This window comes from Streptomyces sp. NBC_00271 (assembly GCF_036178845.1).
In the GTDB taxonomy this organism is placed as follows: domain Bacteria; phylum Actinomycetota; class Actinomycetes; order Streptomycetales; family Streptomycetaceae; genus Streptomyces.
The window spans coordinates 1,219,354-1,239,000 of sequence record NZ_CP108070.1; the positions used below are offsets into that span (position 1 = coordinate 1,219,354).

Consider the following 19,647-nt stretch of genomic DNA (forward strand, 5'->3'; position numbering starts at 1 on the left):
AATGTGCTGTCGCTATGGGTGACGTGCAGGTCGTCGATGTTCCGGCAGGGCTGGTGCGGTCCCGCACCAGCCAGCTGGACAATTCTTGTGCCGCCGTACGCGCTGCCCGGACGGGCCACCACCGGCTCTCACGGGGTTCCGCCGCCGCGAGAAGAGCACAGCGCATGGTCCACGAGAGCTGTGACGTCCCCGATCTGCCGCACGGCAGTTCCCTCATCGCCAGGTCGGCTATGCAAGGAGACAGTGACGGCGCTCCGCCCGTCCGAAGTCGTGGCAGGCCATACCAAGTAGCCGAATCCATCGCCACTGTGCCCCCAGTACCCGCCGCCACAGGACAATGGCGTCCAGTCCAGTCCGAGCCCGTCGCGCGTGCCCGGCGGGGCGCCGTGGTCGGCAGGCACTTCGACCGTGCGCTGCATCTCAGCCAGCTGGGCAGGGGCCAGAATCTCACCTCGCACCAGCGCCCTGAAGAACTTGTTGGTGTCTGCTGTCGTGCTGATCATGGCTCCGTCGGCGTCGCCGTCGAAGGGCAGATACGCGATCGTGGTATCAGTCATGGCGCCGCCCGGCTCGAACTGCTGGTAATCACGGGCATGGGGACCCGGCAGGAACCGCCAGTTGCCGGGTACGACAGTGTGTGTGAGCCGTAACGGACGCAGAATCCTGTCTCGAACCTCGTGCTCCCAGGAATGGCCCGTGGCCGCCTTGATCACCATCCCGATGAGGACGTAGTTGGTGTTCAGGTACTCCCAGTCGCTGCCAGGCATAAAGGACGGCGGGTGCTGCATCGCGAAAGCAACGCGCTGCTCGGAGGTGTAGGTGGTCCAGCGATTCTTGCGATACCCGGCCCCACTGAGATCTGGGACGACGTCACCGATGTAGTCGGGCAGCCCGCTGGTGTGCTGAAGCAGTTGGCGCAGGGTGACCCGGCGCCCGTCATTCCCGTGGCCTCGCACCACGCCCGGCAGCCACTGGTCAACCGTGTCGTCCAGCGACAGTCGGCCTTCACCTACCGGCTGCAGCAGAACGGTCGCGACGAACGTCTTCGTAGTACTGCCGATCCTCACATACCCGTTCTGAGGCACCGGCTCTGTAGTGCCGAGATCGCCGACCCCGCTGCGAGCGGTCCGCACTCCCCGACGCGTCTCCAGCCTGACCGATACACCCGTCACTCCGTCGTCACGCAACGCGTCGGCATCCCGCTGCAGCTGGGACAAGGGGGCAGAGGCCGTCGCTCCGGCCTCCGCTGGGACGAGTACTGCCAGAAGGGCAACAGCGAGGACGGTCGCTGTCCGACGACTGATCCGACTCTGCGTAATCGACATGACCCAACGCTAGGAACGGCACACCCGGCGAACCATCCGGCCAGCCAGAGGCCTCATGGTCGGGTTCACCCCAGCCCACTTCCTGGTGACCGCCAGACCGAGGCCTGTGCGGACTGGTCACGGCGAACGCGAAACTCACTAGCCAGACGAAGTATTCTCACCAGCCGCCAACTCGTGTGCTCACTCGCCGAATGAAGCGCCCCGACCACACGGTCTTCGGTGGTGGCCACACTTTTCCTCTATTCAGTAATCCAGGTCGAGGTAATCAATGTCGTTGAGGGTGACGTCCGAGAGTCCCGTAGCGCGGCTTCCGCTGTCCTGAAAATAGACGTCTTTAACAACGGCTGACACAAAGAGGTGGATCGGTCCTGATGGCCGTGTCCGGGGCGGGAGTTGGGCGTTCCGATGTGGGAACGTCGCCGTGGATCGTGTCGGATGAGCTGTGGGACCGTCTGGAGCCGTTGCTGCCGCAGCGCGAGCGCAGGTTCCGGTATCCGGGTCGCAAGGCATTGCCGGACCGCGAGGTGTTGTGCGGGATCCTGTACGTCCTGCACACCGGGATCCAATGGGAGTACCTGCCGCAGGAGTTGGGCTTCGGCTCGGGCATGACGTGCTGGCGCCGGTTGCGGGACTGGAACGAGGCCGGAGTCTGGCAGCGGCTGCACGAGGTCCTGCTGGCCGAGTTGAACGCGGCCTCGCGCCTGGACTGGTCTCGCTGCGTGGCCGACTCCTCCCACGTCAGGGCGTTAAAAGGGGGCAGCACACGGGGCCGTCGCCGGTCGACCGGGGCCGGCCCGGCTCGAAACACCATCTGATCACCGACGGGCACGGCACCCCGCTCGCGATCCTGCTGACAGGCGGCAACCGCAACGACGTCACCCAGCTGCTTCCCCTGCTCGACGCGATCCCATCGGTCCGCGGCCGGGTTGGCCGTCCCCGCCGCAAGCCTGACTCGCTCTTCGCCGACCGCGGCTATGACACCGGCCTGGACTGGGTCCTGGACGCCGTGGCCGCCAAACTCACCCGGCCGCCGACGTGACGCTCAGCTCTTGCCAAATGTGAGCGAGGTCGGGGTCGCGCAGATCGACCGTTGGTGAGCGACCCGGCGACGTGCAAAGCCGCTGCTTTGATGTGCGGCTCAAAACCGTCACGGACATCTACGGCCTTGGGGACTAGCGGAACAGCCAGTAACGCTAAGCACTTGATCTTGCTACGTTCGCCTACAACTCAAACGTCAGCTGCCCGCCGGTTTCGAGCGCGGTATGCCGGGTCTGGGCCCGGGTACGGGCGTGGTGGTTACGGTCGTAGTGCAGGTGGCAGCCCTGGCATGGCTTTGAGGTTGGCCGGGTGACAGTTCTCCGGCGTGTGGTCGAGGTGCGCGCTCTCGTCGTCAGGATGACCCGCGAACCGGTGCCGTACACGGGCTGTCCGTGCCGGTTGGGACACCGGCCGGGGTGACTGCCGCGTCCGCACTCGCCTTCACACTCGCACCGCCAGCCGGCGCGTTCGTTGATGGCGTTGGAGATGTCCGGCCAGTCGGCGGGACAACGCTCGCGGTCCTAGGGACGGATCGGCACGTGGGGTCACCGTTCCGCAGCGTCGAGCTGGTGGGGGACGGCGGAGGCGCGCAGGTCTTGGAGGTCGGGGATGTGGTTGTAGAGGGTGCCCGGGGAGATGCCCAGCATTTTGGCGATCGAGGTGATGGAGCGGCCGGGGTCGGGCAGCAGGTCGCGGGCGGCGCGGATGACTTCCTCGGTAGCGACGGTGGGGCGCCCGCCGACCCGGCCGCGGGCGCGGGCGGCGGCCAGGCCCTCGCGGGTGCCCTGGACGATGAGTTCGCGGATGAACTCCGCCAGAGCGGCGAAGACGTGGAAGACGAGTCGGCCGCCGGGGGTGGTGGTGTCGAGGTTCTCGTGCAGCGAGGTGAAGCCGATCCCGCGCGTCCGGAGTTCGGCGACCATGTTGATGAGGTCCTGGAGGCTGCGGCCGTAGCGGTCGAGCGACGGGACGACGAGGGTGTCGCCAGCGTCGAGGAAGGCGTGGCACGCCTTCAATTCCGGGCGGAGGGCGTTCTTGCCGGACTTCTTGTCCGAGAAGATCTTCCGGCATCCGGCGGTGGTGAGGGCGTCGATCTGCCGGTCGAGCTTCTGTCCGCCGCTGGACACCCGCGCGTACCCGATCTTGATCTCGGTGCAGACAAGCGGTTCGGCAACGAGGAGTTCGGGGTGGCCGGACGGCTCCGGAGTGTCACTCATGACCCCGGATCATGTCAGAAAACGGTGGTCGAGGGTTCTTGAATGACCCAGGTTTTTGAAGGGTTTTTTGAAGGGGCTGCGGGGTGTGCGGACCCCCGCACGGTGATCTTCAGAAAACGTTCGTTTTTTGAAGGCGAGGCTCGTCGACCCGCATCGTCTTCTTTGTTGGATGGGAGTGTCGCAGTAGGGGCGGTTGGTGCGATGCCGGGCCCTCATCAGCACCCCGGGCGAGACTCTGACGGCACGGTCGGCGGCAGCCCGGCGGGGACGCAAGGGGTCATCCCGGTTTCTGATCGATCTCGGCGAGTCGCGCCTCCACCTGGTCTCCCAATTCGATCAGCAGGTCCATCTGCGCAGGGGTCACGTGGTCGATCAGCACATTGCGCACGTCAGCCAGGTGGAGCGGGGCGGCTGCCTCAACGAGGGTGCGGCCCTGTTCGGTGATGACCACGACGGCCCCTCGCTGGTCGGTCGCGCATCGCTCGCGGCGGATGAGGTTGCGGTTCTGCATGCGGGTCAGATGCTGCGACAGACGGCTCTTCTCCCATTGCAGCGCATCTCCGAGTGCGAACGACCGCAGGCGTCCCTCGGGCGCCTCAGACAGGTGCGCCAGCACCTGGTAGTCGGCGGTGGACAGCCCGCTGTGGGTGCGCAGCTGCCGCTCGATGTATTCGGACAGGCCGGCCTGCATCTTCATGAGGCTGCGCCAAGCCCGCTGTTCACGCTCGTCCAGCCATCGCGGTTCGTCCATGAAGCCCATCCTACCGCTTTGGTTGACATGTTAACCAGTCCGTCGTACGGTTTGGTTAACACCTCAACCAAATGGACTTGCGGAGGTCGGAGCCGCCTACAGAAACGCGGCGACGACAGGCCGGGCGGCGAAGCCGCTCCGCCGCCTCGACAGCCCTCAGTAACCGACTGGAACTGGAAACACTCATGTCTGCAGACACCCGCTACGCCATCGTGGGCACCGGAAACATCGGTTCGGCGCTGGCGCGTCTCTTCGCCCGGGCCGGAGTCGAGGTCAGCATCGCCAACACCCGCGGACCGGGCTCGATCAGCGAACTCGCCGCCTCCTGGGGTTCCACGGTCCGGGCCGTGACGCTCACCGAGGCACTGGCGAGCGACGTCATCTTCATGGCCATCCCGTTCGGCGCAGTCGAGACGTTCGGCAACGCCCTGCCCGACTGGAACGGGAAGATCGTCGTCGACACCACCAACGCGCACTACGCGCCCAACGCGGGCGACATCCTCAAGGGTCGGCTCTCCTCGCAGTACGCGGCCGAGGTCCTGCCCGGCGCCCAGATCGTGAAGGGCTTCAACCACCTTCCCGCCCAGACGCTCGCCGCCGAAGTGCCCTCCGGCCAGGGCAAGCGCGTGGTCTTCGTCTCCAGCGACTCCGGGGAGGCCAGCTCCCAGATCGCCGAGTTCGCCCGCACGCTCGGCCTGTCGCCGGTGGAACTCGGCAGGATCGACGAAGGCGGACGCCTCATCGAGGTTCCCGGCGCACTGGTGCTCAGGAACTTCACCGAACAGCCCCTCACCTGATCGGCCGCGTTCCGCCTTCCACAGGCGGTGCGGCCGGCGCCGACGAGCCGTCCCGCCTCAGCGTCTGCCGTCACCGGCCGCACCGCGGCGGCCGGCGCCCGGCCCGCGGCCGGGTTGCCGCGCAGCAGCGCTCTCCATCGATGAGACCGCACTTCAGCAACGCTCACGCGTGAGCAGCAAAACCCGCCGGCACACCCATCCTCCACGGATGCCGGTCCCTCACAGCTCGGGCGGTCCGAATCACTCTCCAGAAAGGCATGACCCGTGTTTGTCTTCGCCGCCGTACTGAGCGTTCTGCTCGCCGTTGTCGGGCTGGCCGCCGGACTACCGAAAGCCCTGCTCAAGGGCAGCATTCCAGCCCAGTTGCAGTCTCCCGGAGGCTTCAGCGCCCCGCTGGTCCGGTTCATCGGGCTGGCCGAGCTGGCCGCAGCCGCAGGGCTCATCGCCGGTCTCTTCTGGCAGCCCATCGGCGTTGCCGCCGCCCTGGGATTCGCAGTCCTGCTCGTCGGAGCCGTCGGCTTCCACGCCAAGTCCGGCGACTACGCCAACCCCGAGACCCGCGGCAACGCGATGGCACCCATCATCCTCACCGTCATCGCGATCGCTGCCGCCGCCACGCTCGTCCTCGCCTCCTGACCAGCGCCTGAATCCGAGGCGCCACAGCTCACCTTCCGCCCGGCAAACCCGGCCGGGTGATCGCGAGACCGCCCTCGCTACGCGGACCGTCACCGATCATCCGCCTTCCCGACCACTGCTACACCTGAGGAACATCCCATGACCACTCTTCTGCACCTCGATTCCTCGCTGTTTTCCGGCGACGCCTCCTCCTCCCGCGCCGTGACCGCCGCCTTCCGCCGGACCTGGCAGGAGCACCACCCCGAGGGCACGGTCATCTACCGTGACCTCGCCACGAACCCCGTACCGCACCTCACCGCCGACGCCCACACCGCCGGCCAGACCGACCCGGCCACGCACACCCCCGCCCAGGCCGCCGCCCTCGCCCACCGGCTGACGCTGATCGACGAGCTGGAGAACGCCGACGCCATACTGATCGGCGCTCCGATGTACAACTACTCGATTCCCTCGACCCTCAAGGCGTGGCTCGACAACATCGTCCTCGTCGGCCGCACCGCCGGCGTGGAAAGCTCCAGGCTCAAGGGCACCTCCGTCACCGTCGTCGCCAGCCGCGGCGGCTCCTACGCCCCGGGCACGCCCCGCGAGGGCTACGAATACGTGCAGAACTACCTCACGGCCGTTCTGGCCGACGCGCTCGCCCTGGACGTGAACTTCATCGTCCCGGAGCTCACGATGGCCGTACACAATCCGGCGATGTCCCAGCTGATCCCCCTCTTCGAAGCCTCCCGCCAGCAGGCACTGGATGACGCAGCCTCCACGGCCAAGGCGATAGCCCACCGCATCGCCGCCTAGAAACAGCGCCCTCCGGACGGCGGCCGTGAAGCACGCTTCACGGCCGCCGTGGGCGAACTCCAGCGGGGACAGGCGGCTGGCTGCCCTCGAAGGAATTTCTCGCCCCGGAGGAGCTGGACGACGCGAACCGGCGAATCGACGAGGCGGCCGGCGCTGCCGGGCGGGACCCGAGCCGGACCAACCGGGTCTACAACCTGGTCGGTGACCGTTCGACTACGCAGCGGGTCGACCTGCTGACGAGCTGGTCGGTCGAGCACGGCATGAACGGCTACATCTTCAGCGGCCCGGTCGACGAGTCCGCGCTGCGCCCCATCATCGAGAAGGTCGCGCCCGCCGTGCGCGAGGCAGTCGCAAAGGAGCATCGACGATGACACAGCCGCAGGCGGGAACTGTCGCCGGCCGCCAGATGGTGCAGCAGCTGCTGATGGCGCATGCGCCGCTGCGCAGCGACGTCGCCGCCCTGCGCAAGGGGCTTGAGGTGCTCGATGCGGCGACCACACGCGCAGAGGACATCGAGGAGCTGCTCGGCGGTCTGACTGTCGCGGACCTCACCTGGCAGCTCAAGGTGGGCTGCCAGCATTTCTGCGCCCACCTGGACGCCCACCACACGATCGAGGACGCTCGGATGCTGCCGGTCATGCAGCACCGGTTCCCCGAGCTCACCGATCAGATCGGGCGGCTCCGGCGCGAGCATGAGGAGGTCAAACAGATGATCGTGAGCATCCGCGCCGACGCGCGGCAGCTGAACCCCAAGGACGAGCGCTCCGTCCACGTGGTGCTGGAACAGATCGTCGCGCTTGCCGACCACCTCCAGGCCCATCTCGACTTCGAGGAGCGCACCCTCTTCCCGTACTTCCTGCGGATGGACCACGACTGGCACGCCTGAGCTGTTCTGGCCGGGAGGGTGAGTTTGGAGCCGCGGACGGCCGTGCCGCCGCGCCATGGAGGCTTTGAAGCTGGACGCTGAGCTTGACTCTGACACGAAAATTGAGGCTTCGTGGAGGTCAGGTCGCCTCGATGGGTTCGAAGCGGATGGCCATCGGCGCGTCCCTGCGGTCGGCGGCGAACCGCTCGTTGGCCTCCCGCAGGTGCTCCCTAATCTCGTCGTGCGAGTCCGTCACGGTCATACCGGCGCCCCCTTCTCACTGCCCCGCCGGTCGGCGGTGGTCTTCTCGAAGTACAACGACCCGCCCCGGACGGCGGATGCGGCGCTCACTCCTCCTGGCCGTCGTCGTCATCGTCGAGGTCGATGGCATCCGGGTAGCGCAGGGGCCGCAGCCCCTTCACCGGCTGGGAGGCGGTGAAGTTGTACCGGCCCAGGACGTTCAGATTCTTGTGCTTGAGCGGGGAGAGCCGGGCGACGTCCTCGTCGCGGATCTCGTGGCCCTCCGCGCGGAGCTGGGCGACGGCGGCGTCGATGTAGCGCGTCGTCCACAGGACCACGGCGTTCAGCACGAGCCCCAGCGCCCCGAGCTGGTCCTCCATCCCGTCCCGGTACGCCTGGTGGATGGTGCCCTTCTTGCCGTGGCAGATGTCGCGGGCGAGCTTGTGGCGGGATTCCTGGACGGTGAGCTGTTTGTGCATCTGGCGGCGGTAGGTGTCGTCGACCGGGTCGACGACGGCGAGCAGGTGCAGGGTTTTGGCGATGCGCCCGTACTCGGCGAACGCCTGCCCCAGCGGGGCGGGATGCCCCTCTCTGCCGAACATCCTCAGCAGGTCGTAGGCGCGGACCTGGTTGGTGACCAGGGAGCCGGCGACCCGCAGCATGTCCGGCCAGTGCGTGATCACCTTCTTCACGTTCACCTTGTTCCGCGCGATCGCCTCCAGCGGCCCGTACCCGCCGGCCGTCTCGGCGCCGGGCATCTGGGCCTTCCAGAACCTCTGGTCTTGAAGGTCCTTGAAGCGCGGGGAGAAGCGGTAGCCGAGCAGCTTGAAGATGCCGAAGACCATGTCGGAGTAGGAGGCGTTGTCGGTGGCGACCATCTCCGGCTTCACTCCGCCGTCCAGGTTCAACAAGGCGTCCAGGATGAACAGGGAGTCACGCGGGGTGCCGGGCACCACCATCTGCCCGATGCCGATGACCTGGTCGTTGATGGCGTTCAACCATGTGATGCCGGTCTTCTTCGCGAAGTACTTGGGTGAGGGGGCCGCGTTGATGGTGCGGACGGGGACGACGAACCGCAGGCCGTCGACGGAGGCCAGCAGCCCCTTTCCCCAGTGCTCGACGATGGGCACCTGGGCCTGGGCGGCAATCAGGGCCGCGTTCGCCGCGGCGATGGTGTCGGCGCGCAGATAGTACTGGTCGACGTGGACCAGCCGGGAGCGGGTCAGAGCCTCGTGGTTGGGGTTGATGACCGGAGTCATCCCGATGTTGCACGCCTCGCTCACCAGCAGGGCGACGACCGAGGTGGTCAGGTCCTTCATCCGGGTTCTGCCGTCGCCCAGATGCACGAAAGCGTCCAGGAACCCGGTCCATGAGTACACCTCGAACAACAGGTCCGGCAGGTCGATCTTCGGAAGCATCTTCTCGACACGCTCGCGCAGCCACTTCAGCGACTTCGGCTCACCCAGCGCATGGAGCTTCTCCACGTTCAGCTTCGCCCGGCCGTTTGGCTGCACCTCGATACTGATCTTCGCGTCGGAGCCCGCCTCCTGAAGGCGCTCGGCCATCTGCTTCCACGTCGCGTCCAGCACGGCGACCAGTTCCCGAAGGTGCTGTTCGGCGTCCTCGGCCAGGCTCAGGCCCGCCAGGACGTCCTCACGCACCGCCTCCCACCCCTTGCCCTGAAGCAGCCGGGCTCGCGGGTCGGACCAGCGGTGCGAGGGCGAGGCGAAGATGTCGCGGCGCCTCAGCGCGCCGAACAGCTGCTCCAGCACACACACCACGTACGCATCACGGTCCACCGCCCCCTGCGGCAGCTCCGCGTTCGCGTACACGGCCTTGCGCCAGTGCGCCGGCACCAGCTTGTCGTCGACCTCGCGCGGCAGCAGCGGCTTCTCGCCCACCTTCCGCCGGGAGAGAGCCGGGAGCCGCTGCACCCCAGTGAGGATCCGTCTGCCGGCGGGCGCCGCGTCCAGCGCCTTCGACTCACCCAGCAGCGACAGGAACGGCCTGACGGTGTTGTAGCGCAGCGCCAGCGCCCCACGCAGCGCGGTCTCCGCCGTGCCGTCGTCCTCCGGCACCAGGCTCACCACCGTGGCCGCCGCGCTGGAGAGCGCGGCCCGGGGCGCGACCTCTTCCAAGGCCCGCCACAGCGCGGCCACGTCGACATCGCAGCCGCTCCCCTCGATGAGCTCCAGCTCCTCGGTGATCACCTTCGAGACCCGGGCGGTGATCCGTGCCGCCTTCTCCAACTGCGGAAGCGTGGACAGGCGCTGCTTGTCCGTGGACCGCCTCGCGGAGCTGATCAGCCGGGTGGCCATCAGGATCTCGAAAAGGTCCAGCGCGTCGTCGATCGCCTTCGCCTCCAAGTGGCGCATCACCGCGGTGAGCATCGCCGTGCGCCTGGGCTCCGGGGTCCGCTCCAGCTTCGGCGCCTTGGTGCCCAGCCCGTACCGGGCCAGCGCGGACAGCCGGTTCGGCGGAACCTGCTCCAGCCTGAGACGGCCCAGCTGGAAGGCGGCGATGTCCTCGACCCGCTGCAACGCGGCCTTCATCGCGGTGCCGGTGGTCCGCGTCGGCGGTCGGCGCATCCGCTCCAGCTCCGAATGCCGTTTGCCCTCCGGCGTCTTCAGCGTGGCAACCAGGTCGCCGGGCAGAGCCGGGTCCGCCCGCCGGGCCGCCCTGGCGACCGTGGCGTGCAGCCGCTTGTCCGCGACGCCGCGGACCTCGGCGACCTGCCGGGCCAGCACGCTCACTCCTGGCAGCAGCACCCGGTTGCGGCGCAGCCAGCCCACCGCGTGATCGAACAAAGCCTTCGGCCCCTCCGCGTGCGCCGTCCACGCCCGGCCGTGCAGGAAGGCCCGGAACTTCCGGCCCTGGTCGTGGTCCTCATACTGGTGATAGCCGTACGCGTCACGTATCTCCCACGCGTGCTCGTACGGCGTCGGCCTGCGCTCGGTATACCGCTTGATCTGGGAGACATCCCCGATCCCCAGCTGCTCGGCCAGATGCTCGACGACCGGCCACGGCACCGCGAGGGGGTCCTCCAGGAACAGCCCGATGTACCGCACCGTGCACATCTGAAGCGCGAAGCCGAGACGGTTGTGGTCGCCGCGCCGCTTCGCGATCAGCTTCAGGTCCTCGTCATCAAGGAAGAAGAACCGCTCCAGCTCGGGCTTCGTCGGCTCCTCGGCGAACTTCCCATACGCCTCAGCCTGCTCATCAGTCAGAAATTCCACCGGCATGCGGCGGACCGTAGCCATCCCCCACCAGCGATCAGGGACCTTCCGCCGAACCCCCGCACGGCACCGATCACCTGTGCTAGAAGCCCAAGATCAAGTGCTTAGCGTTACTGGCTGTTCCGCTGGTTCCCAAGGCCGATCTACGCGACGCATCGCCTCAGTTCAGAGTCCAACCGCACACATCGAGAGTCGGTATAGGCGACTTCTCCCCCAAGGACTGTGACGACCACCTCGCCCGCCGGCTCACCCGCGACGGCGAACCGCTTATCAGCGAGGAGATCCGCCAGTTCATCACCGGCCGCTCCCACGGCCTGCCGCTCTACCTCGACCTGTCGGTGATGCGGTTCCTCGATCGCCGCACCGGCCGCAACCCCGCCCCGGCCGACTTCGACCACGACTTCCCCGCCCTGATCGCCCGCACCCTCTAGGACCTCACCGCGCCCGGGCGGCACGTACTGCGCTCTGTGTCCTTGCTCGACGCCTTCGACCTGCCGCTCGCCGCACAAGCCGCCAGGCCTGACCCTCGAGGCGCCGGCACTGCGCCTGATCGAACGCCCTTTCGTCCGGCAGGACCTCTTCGGCCTGTGGCCCTACTACCTGCATGGGCTGATCCCCTCCGCCTTCCGGGACGCCGACGATCACGCCGACGACCGCTGGTCTCCGCGTGACTGGCATCAGGCCGCCCAGCGGACCCGCACCGCGCTGGGCCAGCAGTGGGCCGCCGGCAACAGCCGCGACCGCCGGCTCCTCGTGGGCTGCCTGCGCCAGGGCCTCGCCATCGCCCGGGACTACAACCTCGACCTCGACTGGCTCACCGACGCCGCTTGGACCTACGTCGGCGATTCCGTCTGGGAGCCGGTCACCCCACCCGCCCCCGGTGCCCCGGCGCCCGGCACGCCCGCCGGCGCCCTCGTGGAACTCCTCAGCACCCTCACCCGCCGCCAGTACGAGCACCGCGCTCGCACCGTCAGCCGACTCACCGCCGTCCTCGACGCCGACCTGCTGCCCGCCGACCTGCAGGAGATGGTGCTCTACTACGGGGCCAAGGCCCTGCGCGACACCGGCCGAGCCGCCCAGTCCCGCCGCGACTACCAGCAGGTTGCCGACCAGGGCGGCCGCCTCGCCCCCGCAGCCCGCCGCAGCATGGCCCACGCCGCACGCCTGGCCGGCGACTTCCCCACCGCCCTCGCCGCCGCTCAGAATCTCGGCTGGGAAGGCCGCCACCAACGCGTGATGGGCGACCTGTACTGGCTCCAAGGCCAACCCGCACGCGCCGCCGCGGCCTACCTCGCCGGACGCACCGAAGCCGAACAGCACGGCAAGGCCGGCGCGCGCGGCGATCCGCTGGGCCCGGTGCCCCATCACGGCGGCGCGGGGGCCCTGTCCGGAGCGCTTCACCAAGAGAGCGGCGCGCAACAGGGAGTTCCGCTCAGCACGGTGAACCCGGCCTGCCGCGCCCGCGCGCATGTCTCCCCCAGCAACCGGCTCTTGCCGATGCCGGGTTCCCCGGCGATGTCGACGGCCGTCGGCGCCACGGGCTGGTCCAGACCGTTGATACGCATCTCGCGTGGGTCTCGGTCAGGCCCGACAACGAGACGCTCAAGGACGGCGGGGGCGGTGCGGGTGGCGGCGGCTCAACGGCCCGTCCGGATCAGGCCCGTCAGGTAGCGCCAGAGCGACGAGCGGCGCTGGACGGCCTGGTCCGCCTCCACCGTCCCGGACACGTCTTGGGTGTCGGAGGTATCGGAGGTGTCGGACTCCGGGCCCGCGGCGCGTACCTGCCCTTCCGGCGCCAACGGGGCGACCGGCGAGGCGAGTTCGTAGCGTACGGGCAGCGATCGCAGGCCGCGCATGAACGGGGAGGAGCGCCAGGGCAGTTGGTCCACCGGGAGCGCGAGTTCCAGGTGGGAGAAGCGCTCGAACAAGCGGCTCACCCCCGCCGCCGCGACCGTGGACGCCAGCTCGCGTGCCGGGCACTGACGTCGGCCCGCGCCCCACGCGAGGTGCGCCCGGCTGCTGATCGCCGTGCTGGCCACCGCGTGGTCGGCGAAGACGGGATCGGCGTGCGCGGCGGCGGAGGACACCCAGACCGGATCGCCCTCGCGGATCGTGTAGTTGCCGAGCGGAGTGTCCTTGGCCGCGAATCTCGGTACGAAGTTCACCAGCGGCGGTTTGCGCATGACGACCCGGTTCATGGTCTCCCTGACCATCCCGGCGGACAGACTCGCCCGTGCGCTGCCCTCCCCCGCGATGACCTCGACCACGGTGTTGGAGATCAGGATGCCGACGTGGTCGGACGTCATGCCGAGCAGCATGAACAGCTCACGGGCGAGCGCGTCGAGGGAGAGGTCGGGGTAAGCGGCCAGCAGGTAGGAGGGGAAGTCGTCGCCCGGCCGCGTCCGCTTGGCCGCCGCCAGCTCCACCAGGGTCTCCAGCAGGCGTTCCAGGGCGGGTTCCGCGTCCGGCCCCGCGTCGAGGACCCGCCACATGTCCATCAGCGCGTCGTCGCCCTGCGAGCCGGGGAAACCGAGCAGATGGCTTGCCACCATCAGCGGCAGCGGTCGCGCGAACTGCGCGGACAGGTCGGCCACGCCCGTGCCGCCGCCCTGTCCCAACAGGGTGATCAGCTCGTCGGCATGGGCGGTGACGGCCGCTTTCAGCCGCTTGGTCTGCGGATGGCGCGGATCCTGGAAGGGCTTGAGCGCCGCGTCCCACGCCGTCCGCAGCGGCTGGTAGCCGGGACCGCCCTGGATCAGCACATGGTTCACCTCCAGGGAGGGTCCCAGCGGCCAGTCGGCGGGAACCCTGCCCTCCGACCGGGCCCGCCAGTTCTCCAGCCCCTTGGGCCACGCGTCGTCGTCCTGGAGGACCTGAAGCGACTCGCGGTACCCCAGCACCAACCACGCCGGTACGCCCAGCAGATCGACCGGCGCGACCGGGCCGTGCCGTTGCCTCAGCCGCTCGTAGACGAGTGCGGGGCGCGTCTCGTAGTCCCGGGTCAGCAGCGGCTGCGCGGTGATCGCCTCCAACCGCGTGTCGTCCACTTCCATGGATCCGCCGTCCCCCATGTGGGATTCCACCGTTCGCAGCCCTTCGACGCTCCCCGCCACCGGTTCGTAGCCCTTCAGTGGCTACGGACCGGTGCCAGACCCTACCCCAGGCCGCACGAACGGGCCGCCGCGGGGCGCCCGTTGGCTCAGGCAGTGGTTCAGGCCGTGACCTGCGCTGGTTTGCCCGGAGTGCGCAGGACCGGGTCGGTGCGCAGACGCAGGAAGGCGAGACCGAGGGCGACGGCCTGCAGCGCGGCGCACACCGCGATGACGTAGTCGAGGGCCCACGGTGAGGTGAGGGCGACCACGATGCCCGCGAGCGGGAAGGGCAGCAGCAGAAGCAGGATGGTCAGGGAGAGGGTGCTGCCGAAGACCGCGGCCGGGATGAGCAGGGAGCGCAGCGTGCGCAGGACGACGGTCAGGCCGCCGTCGCCCGCCATGAACAGCGCCATGAGGACGACGTACGCGGTGTACGTGGGCGCGTGGGCCAGGGCGAGACAGGCCGCTGACGCGACGGTGGAGCACACCACGCCGACTCCCCACAGGCCCAGCCGGTTGAGCGCGAAACGGCAGACGGTGACCGTCAGGAGTGTGGAGGCCGCGGCTGCCGACCAGAGGGTGCCGACGGCCGCCGGGGACAGACCGAAGCGCTCGACGACGATGATCGGGCTGGCGGACTGGAGCAGTCCGAGCGCGAGGTTGGAGACGGTCAGGCCGCCCACCAGCCAGCCGAGCGCGGGCAGCGAACGCAGCGTCCGCCAGCCCGTCTTGAGGCCCGCTCCCCGCTGTGTGGTGCCGGGCTGGGAGCCGCGCAGGGGGGTCGGCGGGGTCTGCAGGGCGAGGGCCGCCGCCAGGCACGACAGCACGCTCAGAACGGCGAGCATATGGGTCGGCCCCGCCAGCAGCAGGACGCCGCCGAGCGCGGGTCCGGTGAGCGTCGCCGTCTGGTCGATGCCGATCAGGACGGCCTGAACCTTGTGTGCCTGGGTGTCCGCGCGGCGGCTCACGATCGCGCCCACGGCTTCGTTGGCGATGAAGCTGAACTGCGTCAGGGTGCCCGTCGCGGCGGCCAGCGCCATCACGACGAGTGTCTGCGCCGTCCCCTGTTTCAGCATCGTCAGCGCGACGCTCCCGCCGGCCACGAGGACCGCGCGCGCCGAGGAGGCGAGGAAGAACACGATGGCGGCTCCACGCCGGTCGACCAGGTCACCGGCGAGGCCGAAGGCCGCCACCCGCGGTATCCATTCCAGCGCGAAGGCCAGTCCGGTCAGCGAGGCGGATTCGGTCGTGGCCAGCACCAGGAGGGGCATGGCGTACGTCGACATGGAGAAGGCGAGTGCGTCGAAGGCCCGCGGTGCGTAGACCCGGCGGAGCAGGCTGCCGGGAGGTACGGCGGCATGCCGACCGGCCGGTCGGCCCTCGTACAGTTGAATGGTCACGGAGTTTGGGGGGCTTTCACTCAGCTGTGATGGGGAACGCCCGGCGGGCTCGAAGGACCCTCAGGCGGGCAGGTGCACGACATTCATCGAGCCGGAGAGCCACCCGCCGTCCACGGCGTGACGCCCCGGCGGCGGTCCGTTCGAAACCGGCGGCACCTACGGGGTGGTGCGGACCGCCTCGCCACCGGGACCGGTGGAGAGAGGACTGCTCGTCCATGCCATGACGCGATGTCGGGTCACACGAACTCCGCTCGGAACGAGGGCAAGTCGGGAAACGGGCATGCGGGATGAATCGACACGACCGAGACCGGGGAAGGGCATCGACACAGGCCTTGTTTAGGCATCAACATCTGTGCAGCCACAAGGTAGCCGAAACTTTCGGATCACCCGAAAGCGTAATCAGCCAAAGTCACCGACCTGCGACTGAATATGACATCAGCAACAGCAGGGCCGTGCAAGAGGTGCGCCGGATCCCGCCGGACCGTCGCACGGGACGGCGCGCGGAACGGACCCGTCGGTCCGTGGGATCCGTGGCGTCAAGTGGGGGACGCCCGGGTCCGTGTTCGTGGCTCGCACGGTGAAATCGCGTATGCCGGTTTGCGGTGTCCACCTCCTGGCCACACGGTGAAGAAGGGCATGTCGCCGCGCTCCACTCGTCGGCGGCCTCGAGGAAGGCGACTGTGATGATGAAGGGCAATGCCAGAACGAAGCAGCTCAGGGGCAAGATGAGGGAGACCCTTGGCAAGGCCCTGGGCAACAAGTCCATGCAGAGGGCGGGCCGCGGCGAACAGCTGCGCGGAAAGGCCCAGGAGATGACCGAAAGGGCCGCGGGCCAGATCCGCCACCGGACCAAGCACTGAGGACGACGGCCCGGGCGTCCCGGACACGGTCGGCGCCCCGGGCAGGGCCTTCGGCGCCCCGGGCAGGGCCTTCGGCGCCCCGGGGCGCCGTCCTCGGCGTCGTCCCTCCGGGCTGATGTGACGGTGCCGGGATCGATGCCGACGAGGCCCCTTCGTCTCGGTGGCATGCGTGACCACGCCACCGAGGAGGGTCCGCGCGACACGCCGGAAGCTCCGCCCGGGCCGGGCCGGAACACCGCAACGGAGGGCGCGCAGGACCATGACTCTTCAGCATCCCGCCGACCGCGGCGGTGCCGGACGCGGCAGGTTCGAACGATTCGCGGAGTCGGTGTCGACGGTGACCAGTTCACCGGTCTTCTTCGTCTTCTGTCTCGCGCTGGTCTCCTTCACTGTCGCCGTGCACATCGCCGGAATCGCGACGGAGTGGCTCCTGCTCGCCGGAGACTCCATGACGGCGGTGACGCTGCTGCTCCTCGCGCTGCTCAAGAATTCGGAACTCCGGGCCGAGCGAGCGATCCAGCGCAAGTTGGACGCCATCGCCGCCGCTCTGCTCGAAGCGCAGGAAGGTGAACCCGGAAGGGCGTACGAGAACCTCAGGAACGTGATCCGGATGGAGGAGGAGATCTGAGGGTCCGAGGGGGCGACTCGTTCCCCGGGCGGGTCTACGCGTGCGTCAGCCGAAGCCGTAGATCGATCTCCTGGTCGCCGGAGGCGGACCCGGACACCTGGACGCCGAAGGCGGACGTGAGGGTCTGCCGCAGCCGGTCCACCGCCACGGGACCGCCTTGGAGTTCCACGGCGACGGAACCGTCCAGGGAAAGGTCGGACGGCAGCGCGGCGTCGCGCACGTCCCGCCCGACGAGGAAGGCTCCGGTCCAGGTGTCGGACCGCGCGGTGCTGTCGTGCCGTGGCATGTCGTCACCGCTCTCCTCGGCGAAGCGTGTACCCAGGACGCGCAACACGGTGTCCGCGTCCGCGACGGAGCAGGCGTCCAGGACGACCTGCACCAGCTCAGGGGAAGAGGCCGACCGATCGGCCGGGTCGGGGGATGACGAGGTGTTGTGCGCGGTGTCGGTGTGGTGCGCCGTGCTGTTCATGGTGTCCTCTCACGTCTCCTGGTCGGGCGCGGCGCCGACGGAGCGGAGCCGAACCGTGTGCGGGTCGCGTTGTCGTCAGAGTTCGCGCAGGGCGGGCAGCAGTGTCTTCTCGGCCCAGGCGATGAACGGGAGTTGCTGGTCGCCACCCACCTGCACCAGGGCGACCTCGGTGAAGCCCGCCTCCACGTAGGACCGGACCGCCTCCATGAAGGTGTCGACGTCGTCGCCGCACGGGATGGCTCCCGCGGTGTCCTCCGGGGTGACGTACCGGGTGGCGCCCTCGAAGCCCGAGGGGCCCGGCAGTTCGGCGTTGACGGGCCAGCCGCCGAGGGCCCAGCGGAACTGTTCGTGCGCGCGGGCCACCGCGGCCTCCCGGTCCGGGTCGTAGCAGACGGGCAGCTGGCCGACGCGAGGTTTGCCCCGGCCGCCACTTCGGTCGAAGGCCTCGATGAGTTCCGGCTCGGGCTCGGTGGCGATGACGAGGTCCGCGAGTCGGCCGGCCAGGGAACAGGACCGCTTGCCGGATACGGCCACCCCGATCGGAGGCGGTTCGTCCGGCAGGTCCCACAGCCGGGCGTTCGCCACCTCGAAGTGCGTGCCCCGGTGACGCACGTCGCCGCCCCCGAAGAGCTCGCGGATGATCTCCACGGCTTCTTCGAGCATCTCCAGACGGATCTGCGGGGAGGGCCAACCGCCGCCCACCACATGCTCGTTGAGATTCTCGCCTGAGCCGAGCCCGAGCCGGAACCGGCCCTCCGAGAGCAGTTGCAGCGTCGCCGCCTTCTGCGCGACGACGGCGGGGTGATAGCGGGTCGTCGGGCAGGTCACGTACGTCATGAGCGGTATCCGCGCCGTCGCCTGGGCGGCGGCGCCGAGCACGCTCCACGCGTAGGGGGCGTGCCCCTGCGACTCCAGCCAGGGGAAGTAGTGATCGGACGTGACGGAGAAGTCGAAACCGGCCCGCTCCGCCTCGACCACGTGTTCTACGAGGTCGCGGGGGCCGGCCTGCTCGGTCATCATCGTGTAGCCGATTTGCACCATATCCTCCGCATTACCCGTAGCCATGATCCGAAACATCCGACCGCTGCCGCAGGTGGGGAGTCGGTGCCGGCCGGAGGGGGCGCCGCCTCACCGGCGCCGAGTTCCCCCACGCCACGGAGGTCACGGCCCTCTGGGGAGCAGGCCGGGTCAGGCCGAGTCGCGGACGAGCACCCGTCCCGGGGACCGGGTGATGCCGCCCGTGTCGAGCCCGAGGGCGGCGCGTGCGGCCAGTCGCCCGTGGGCTTCGGCGTCGATGTGGACGGTGGTGAGTGCGGGGGTGATCAGGGCGCCGTACTCGGTGTCGTCGAAGCCGACCACGGCGATGTCGTCGGGCACGGTGAGACCGAGGTCGTGCAGGGCGGTCAGGGTCCGCAGGGCGACGTCGTCGTCGAAGGCCGCGACGGCCGTCACCGACTCGTGCGCCGCGCGGAACGCCTCAACGGCCACGGTACCGGCCGCTCTTGGCCTCGGCACCACGAAGGGGGTGATCGCCGGCAGTCCCAGCACGTCCGCGGTCTCATGGACGAAGCGCAGACGCACCTCGGTCAGCGGCGAGTCACTGTCCGGCAGCGCCATGGCGATGTCCGTGTGGCCGCGCTCGGCGAGGTAGCGGATCTGCAGGGCCGCATGCCCGGCGAAGCCGTTCTTCCAGTCCTCGGCGTCGGGCTCGTGGCCGCTCAGATAGGCCTCGGCGAACCGGAGCACGGCGCGCGGGGTGATCGTGTCGAGGACCTGCTGCGTCGAGTGCGGCGCGCCATGACCGTGCCGGACGAGCAGCACATGGTCGTGCGCGGCGAGTTCGTCGTCGAGGCCCCGGATGTAACTGCGCGAGTAGTTGCCCTCCAGCCCCCAGTCGATGTCGAGGACGACGATGCGGGAGGAACCCTCGCGCAGCGCCCGCGCGATGCCGTGCGGCACGTAGCCGAGATCGCGGGCGGCCTGCCGTACGCGCTCCTGGGTGGCCGGCGAGATCGTCTGGTTCGGATCGTCGTTGAGCACGAAACTCACGGTCGCCCGCGAGACGCCGCTCGCCGCGGCGACGTCGTTCAACGTCACCCGCCCCGAACCAGCCATCACCGCACTCCCGGTCGTCGTACCGCGCCGCCATCGACGCCGGCGTCGACTCCTGCCCTGCAGCGCAGCCTAATCCAGCCGGACCACGTTCGTTCCGAAAGATCATTGCACGACTCTCGCCAACGCCGGATTCGCTCTGTTACGGTCCCGCTAGATCGATTTAGCGGACACGTCTGCCCACAAAAC

General features: G+C 68.9%; 17 protein-coding genes and 2 pseudogenes. 8 read left to right on the forward strand and 11 right to left on the reverse strand.

Annotated elements, in window-relative coordinates; genetic code table 11:
- Window positions 1-128: 128 nt before the first annotated feature.
- Both OG798_RS05950 and OG798_RS05955 read right to left on the reverse strand, forming a co-directional pair.
- Window positions 129-1,217 carry a serine hydrolase domain-containing protein gene (locus OG798_RS05950; RefSeq protein WP_328756477.1) on the reverse strand — a complete coding sequence of 363 codons (1,089 nt, stop codon included), beginning with the start codon at window positions 1,215-1,217 and terminating at the stop codon, window positions 129-131.
- 351 nt (window positions 1,218-1,568) lie between these two features.
- Window positions 1,569-1,661 (reverse strand): annotated as a pseudogene (locus OG798_RS05955) (telomere-protecting terminal protein Tpg); the annotation flags it as partial.
- 35 nt (window positions 1,662-1,696) lie between these two features.
- Here OG798_RS05955 and OG798_RS05960 point away from each other — a divergent pair.
- Window positions 1,697-2,307: pseudogene (locus tag OG798_RS05960) on the forward strand (IS5 family transposase); the annotation flags it as partial.
- Between the two features lie 601 nt (window positions 2,308-2,908).
- Here the strand turns inward: OG798_RS05960 and OG798_RS05965 are convergent.
- Together OG798_RS05965 and OG798_RS05970 are read right to left on the reverse strand one after the other, a co-directional pair.
- Entirely contained in the window at window positions 2,909-3,580 is a 672-nt protein-coding gene (locus OG798_RS05965; RefSeq protein WP_143606564.1) for a recombinase family protein, read from the reverse strand.
- Window positions 3,581-3,857: 277 nt separating this feature from the next.
- Window positions 3,858-4,331 carry a MarR family winged helix-turn-helix transcriptional regulator gene (locus OG798_RS05970; protein ID WP_181649889.1) on the reverse strand — a complete coding sequence of 158 codons (474 nt, stop codon included), beginning with the start codon at window positions 4,329-4,331 and terminating at the stop codon, window positions 3,858-3,860.
- A gap of 71 nt (window positions 4,332-4,402) precedes the next feature.
- On the opposite strand from OG798_RS05970, the gene OG798_RS05975 reads away from it, so the two are divergent.
- The 4 genes from OG798_RS05975 (at window position 4,403) to OG798_RS05990 (ending at window position 7,442) form a co-directional block, all read left to right on the forward strand.
- The gene (locus OG798_RS05975) at window positions 4,403-5,128 is read left to right on the forward strand and encodes an NADPH-dependent F420 reductase (RefSeq protein ID WP_267060582.1); all 726 of its coding nucleotides are present in this window, start codon (window positions 4,403-4,405) and stop codon (window positions 5,126-5,128) included.
- 264 nt (window positions 5,129-5,392) lie between these two features.
- Window positions 5,393-5,764 (forward strand): DoxX family protein, encoded by a 372-nt coding sequence (locus tag OG798_RS05980; protein WP_057582123.1) that lies wholly within the window; start codon window positions 5,393-5,395, stop codon window positions 5,762-5,764.
- A gap of 138 nt (window positions 5,765-5,902) precedes the next feature.
- Window positions 5,903-6,556 carry an FMN-dependent NADH-azoreductase gene (locus tag OG798_RS05985; RefSeq protein ID WP_267060583.1) on the forward strand — a complete coding sequence of 218 codons (654 nt, stop codon included), beginning with the start codon at window positions 5,903-5,905 and terminating at the stop codon, window positions 6,554-6,556.
- 367 nt (window positions 6,557-6,923) lie between these two features.
- A complete protein-coding gene (locus OG798_RS05990) occupies window positions 6,924-7,442 on the forward strand; it encodes a hemerythrin domain-containing protein (RefSeq protein WP_181649891.1) in 519 nt (172 codons plus the stop codon).
- Window positions 7,443-7,560: 118 nt separating this feature from the next.
- Here the strand turns inward: OG798_RS05990 and OG798_RS05995 are convergent, their stop codons facing one another.
- Both OG798_RS05995 and OG798_RS06000 read right to left on the reverse strand, forming a co-directional pair.
- Entirely contained in the window at window positions 7,561-7,683 is a 123-nt protein-coding gene (locus OG798_RS05995; protein WP_267060584.1) for a hypothetical protein, read from the reverse strand.
- A gap of 85 nt (window positions 7,684-7,768) precedes the next feature.
- Entirely contained in the window at window positions 7,769-10,903 is a 3,135-nt protein-coding gene (locus OG798_RS06000) for a Tn3 family transposase (RefSeq protein ID WP_267060585.1), read from the reverse strand.
- A 747-nt stretch (window positions 10,904-11,650) separates the two neighbouring features.
- On the opposite strand from OG798_RS06000, the gene OG798_RS06005 reads away from it, so the two are divergent.
- Window positions 11,651-12,568, forward strand: coding sequence for a hypothetical protein (locus OG798_RS06005; RefSeq protein WP_328756478.1), 918 nt, complete (start codon window positions 11,651-11,653; stop codon window positions 12,566-12,568).
- Here OG798_RS06005 and OG798_RS06010 read toward each other — a convergent pair.
- A complete protein-coding gene (locus tag OG798_RS06010; RefSeq protein ID WP_328756479.1) occupies window positions 12,535-13,950 on the reverse strand; it encodes a cytochrome P450 in 1,416 nt (471 codons plus the stop codon). The genes OG798_RS06005 and OG798_RS06010 overlap by 34 nt on opposite strands.
- A 158-nt stretch (window positions 13,951-14,108) precedes the next feature.
- On the reverse strand, window positions 14,109-15,389 hold the full coding sequence (locus tag OG798_RS06015) for an MFS transporter (protein ID WP_095856730.1): 1,281 nt from the start codon (window positions 15,387-15,389) through the stop codon (window positions 14,109-14,111).
- Between the two features lie 686 nt (window positions 15,390-16,075).
- Here OG798_RS06015 and OG798_RS06020 point away from each other — a divergent pair.
- Together OG798_RS06020 and OG798_RS06025 are read left to right on the forward strand one after the other, a co-directional pair.
- Window positions 16,076-16,249 carry a CsbD family protein gene (locus OG798_RS06020; protein ID WP_257017403.1) on the forward strand — a complete coding sequence of 58 codons (174 nt, stop codon included), beginning with the start codon at window positions 16,076-16,078 and terminating at the stop codon, window positions 16,247-16,249.
- Between the two features lie 259 nt (window positions 16,250-16,508).
- Entirely contained in the window at window positions 16,509-16,877 is a 369-nt protein-coding gene (locus OG798_RS06025) for a low affinity iron permease family protein (protein WP_328756480.1), read from the forward strand.
- Window positions 16,878-16,911: 34 nt separating this feature from the next.
- On the opposite strand, the gene OG798_RS06030 is transcribed toward OG798_RS06025, so the two are convergent.
- The 3 genes from OG798_RS06030 to OG798_RS06040 form a co-directional block, all read right to left on the reverse strand.
- A complete protein-coding gene (locus tag OG798_RS06030) occupies window positions 16,912-17,346 on the reverse strand; it encodes a hypothetical protein (protein WP_095856728.1) in 435 nt (144 codons plus the stop codon).
- A 75-nt stretch (window positions 17,347-17,421) separates the two neighbouring features.
- Window positions 17,422-18,387: an LLM class F420-dependent oxidoreductase gene (locus tag OG798_RS06035; RefSeq protein WP_267060589.1), complete on the reverse strand. Its 966-nt coding sequence runs from the start codon at window positions 18,385-18,387 to the stop codon at window positions 17,422-17,424.
- Window positions 18,388-18,534: 147 nt separating this feature from the next.
- A complete protein-coding gene (locus OG798_RS06040; RefSeq protein ID WP_267060590.1) occupies window positions 18,535-19,461 on the reverse strand; it encodes a LacI family DNA-binding transcriptional regulator in 927 nt (308 codons plus the stop codon).
- Window positions 19,462-19,647 lie beyond the last annotated feature (186 nt).

Coding starts and splice junctions, on each gene's coding strand:
- OG798_RS05965 (WP_143606564.1), bottom strand. CDS start 3,580: ATGAGTGACACTCCGGAGCCGTCCGGCCACCCCGAACTCCTCGTTGCC.
- OG798_RS05970 (WP_181649889.1), bottom strand. CDS start 4,331: ATGGACGAACCGCGATGGCTGGACGAGCGTGAACAGCGGGCTTGGCGC.
- OG798_RS05975 (WP_267060582.1), top strand. CDS start 4,403: ATGGACTTGCGGAGGTCGGAGCCGCCTACAGAAACGCGGCGACGACAG.
- OG798_RS05985 (WP_267060583.1), top strand. CDS start 5,903: ATGACCACTCTTCTGCACCTCGATTCCTCGCTGTTTTCCGGCGACGCC.
- OG798_RS05990 (WP_181649891.1), top strand. CDS start 6,924: ATGACACAGCCGCAGGCGGGAACTGTCGCCGGCCGCCAGATGGTGCAG.
- OG798_RS05995 (WP_267060584.1), bottom strand. CDS start 7,683: ATGACCGTGACGGACTCGCACGACGAGATTAGGGAGCACCTGCGGGAG.
- OG798_RS06000 (WP_267060585.1), bottom strand. CDS start 10,903: ATGCCGGTGGAATTTCTGACTGATGAGCAGGCTGAGGCGTATGGGAAG.
- OG798_RS06010 (WP_328756479.1), bottom strand. CDS start 13,950: ATGGAAGTGGACGACACGCGGTTGGAGGCGATCACCGCGCAGCCGCTG.
- OG798_RS06020 (WP_257017403.1), top strand. CDS start 16,076: ATGAAGGGCAATGCCAGAACGAAGCAGCTCAGGGGCAAGATGAGGGAG.
- OG798_RS06025 (WP_328756480.1), top strand. CDS start 16,509: ATGACTCTTCAGCATCCCGCCGACCGCGGCGGTGCCGGACGCGGCAGG.
- OG798_RS06030 (WP_095856728.1), bottom strand. CDS start 17,346: ATGAACAGCACGGCGCACCACACCGACACCGCGCACAACACCTCGTCA.
- OG798_RS06035 (WP_267060589.1), bottom strand. CDS start 18,387: ATGGTGCAAATCGGCTACACGATGATGACCGAGCAGGCCGGCCCCCGC.
- OG798_RS06040 (WP_267060590.1), bottom strand. CDS start 19,461: ATGGCTGGTTCGGGGCGGGTGACGTTGAACGACGTCGCCGCGGCGAGC.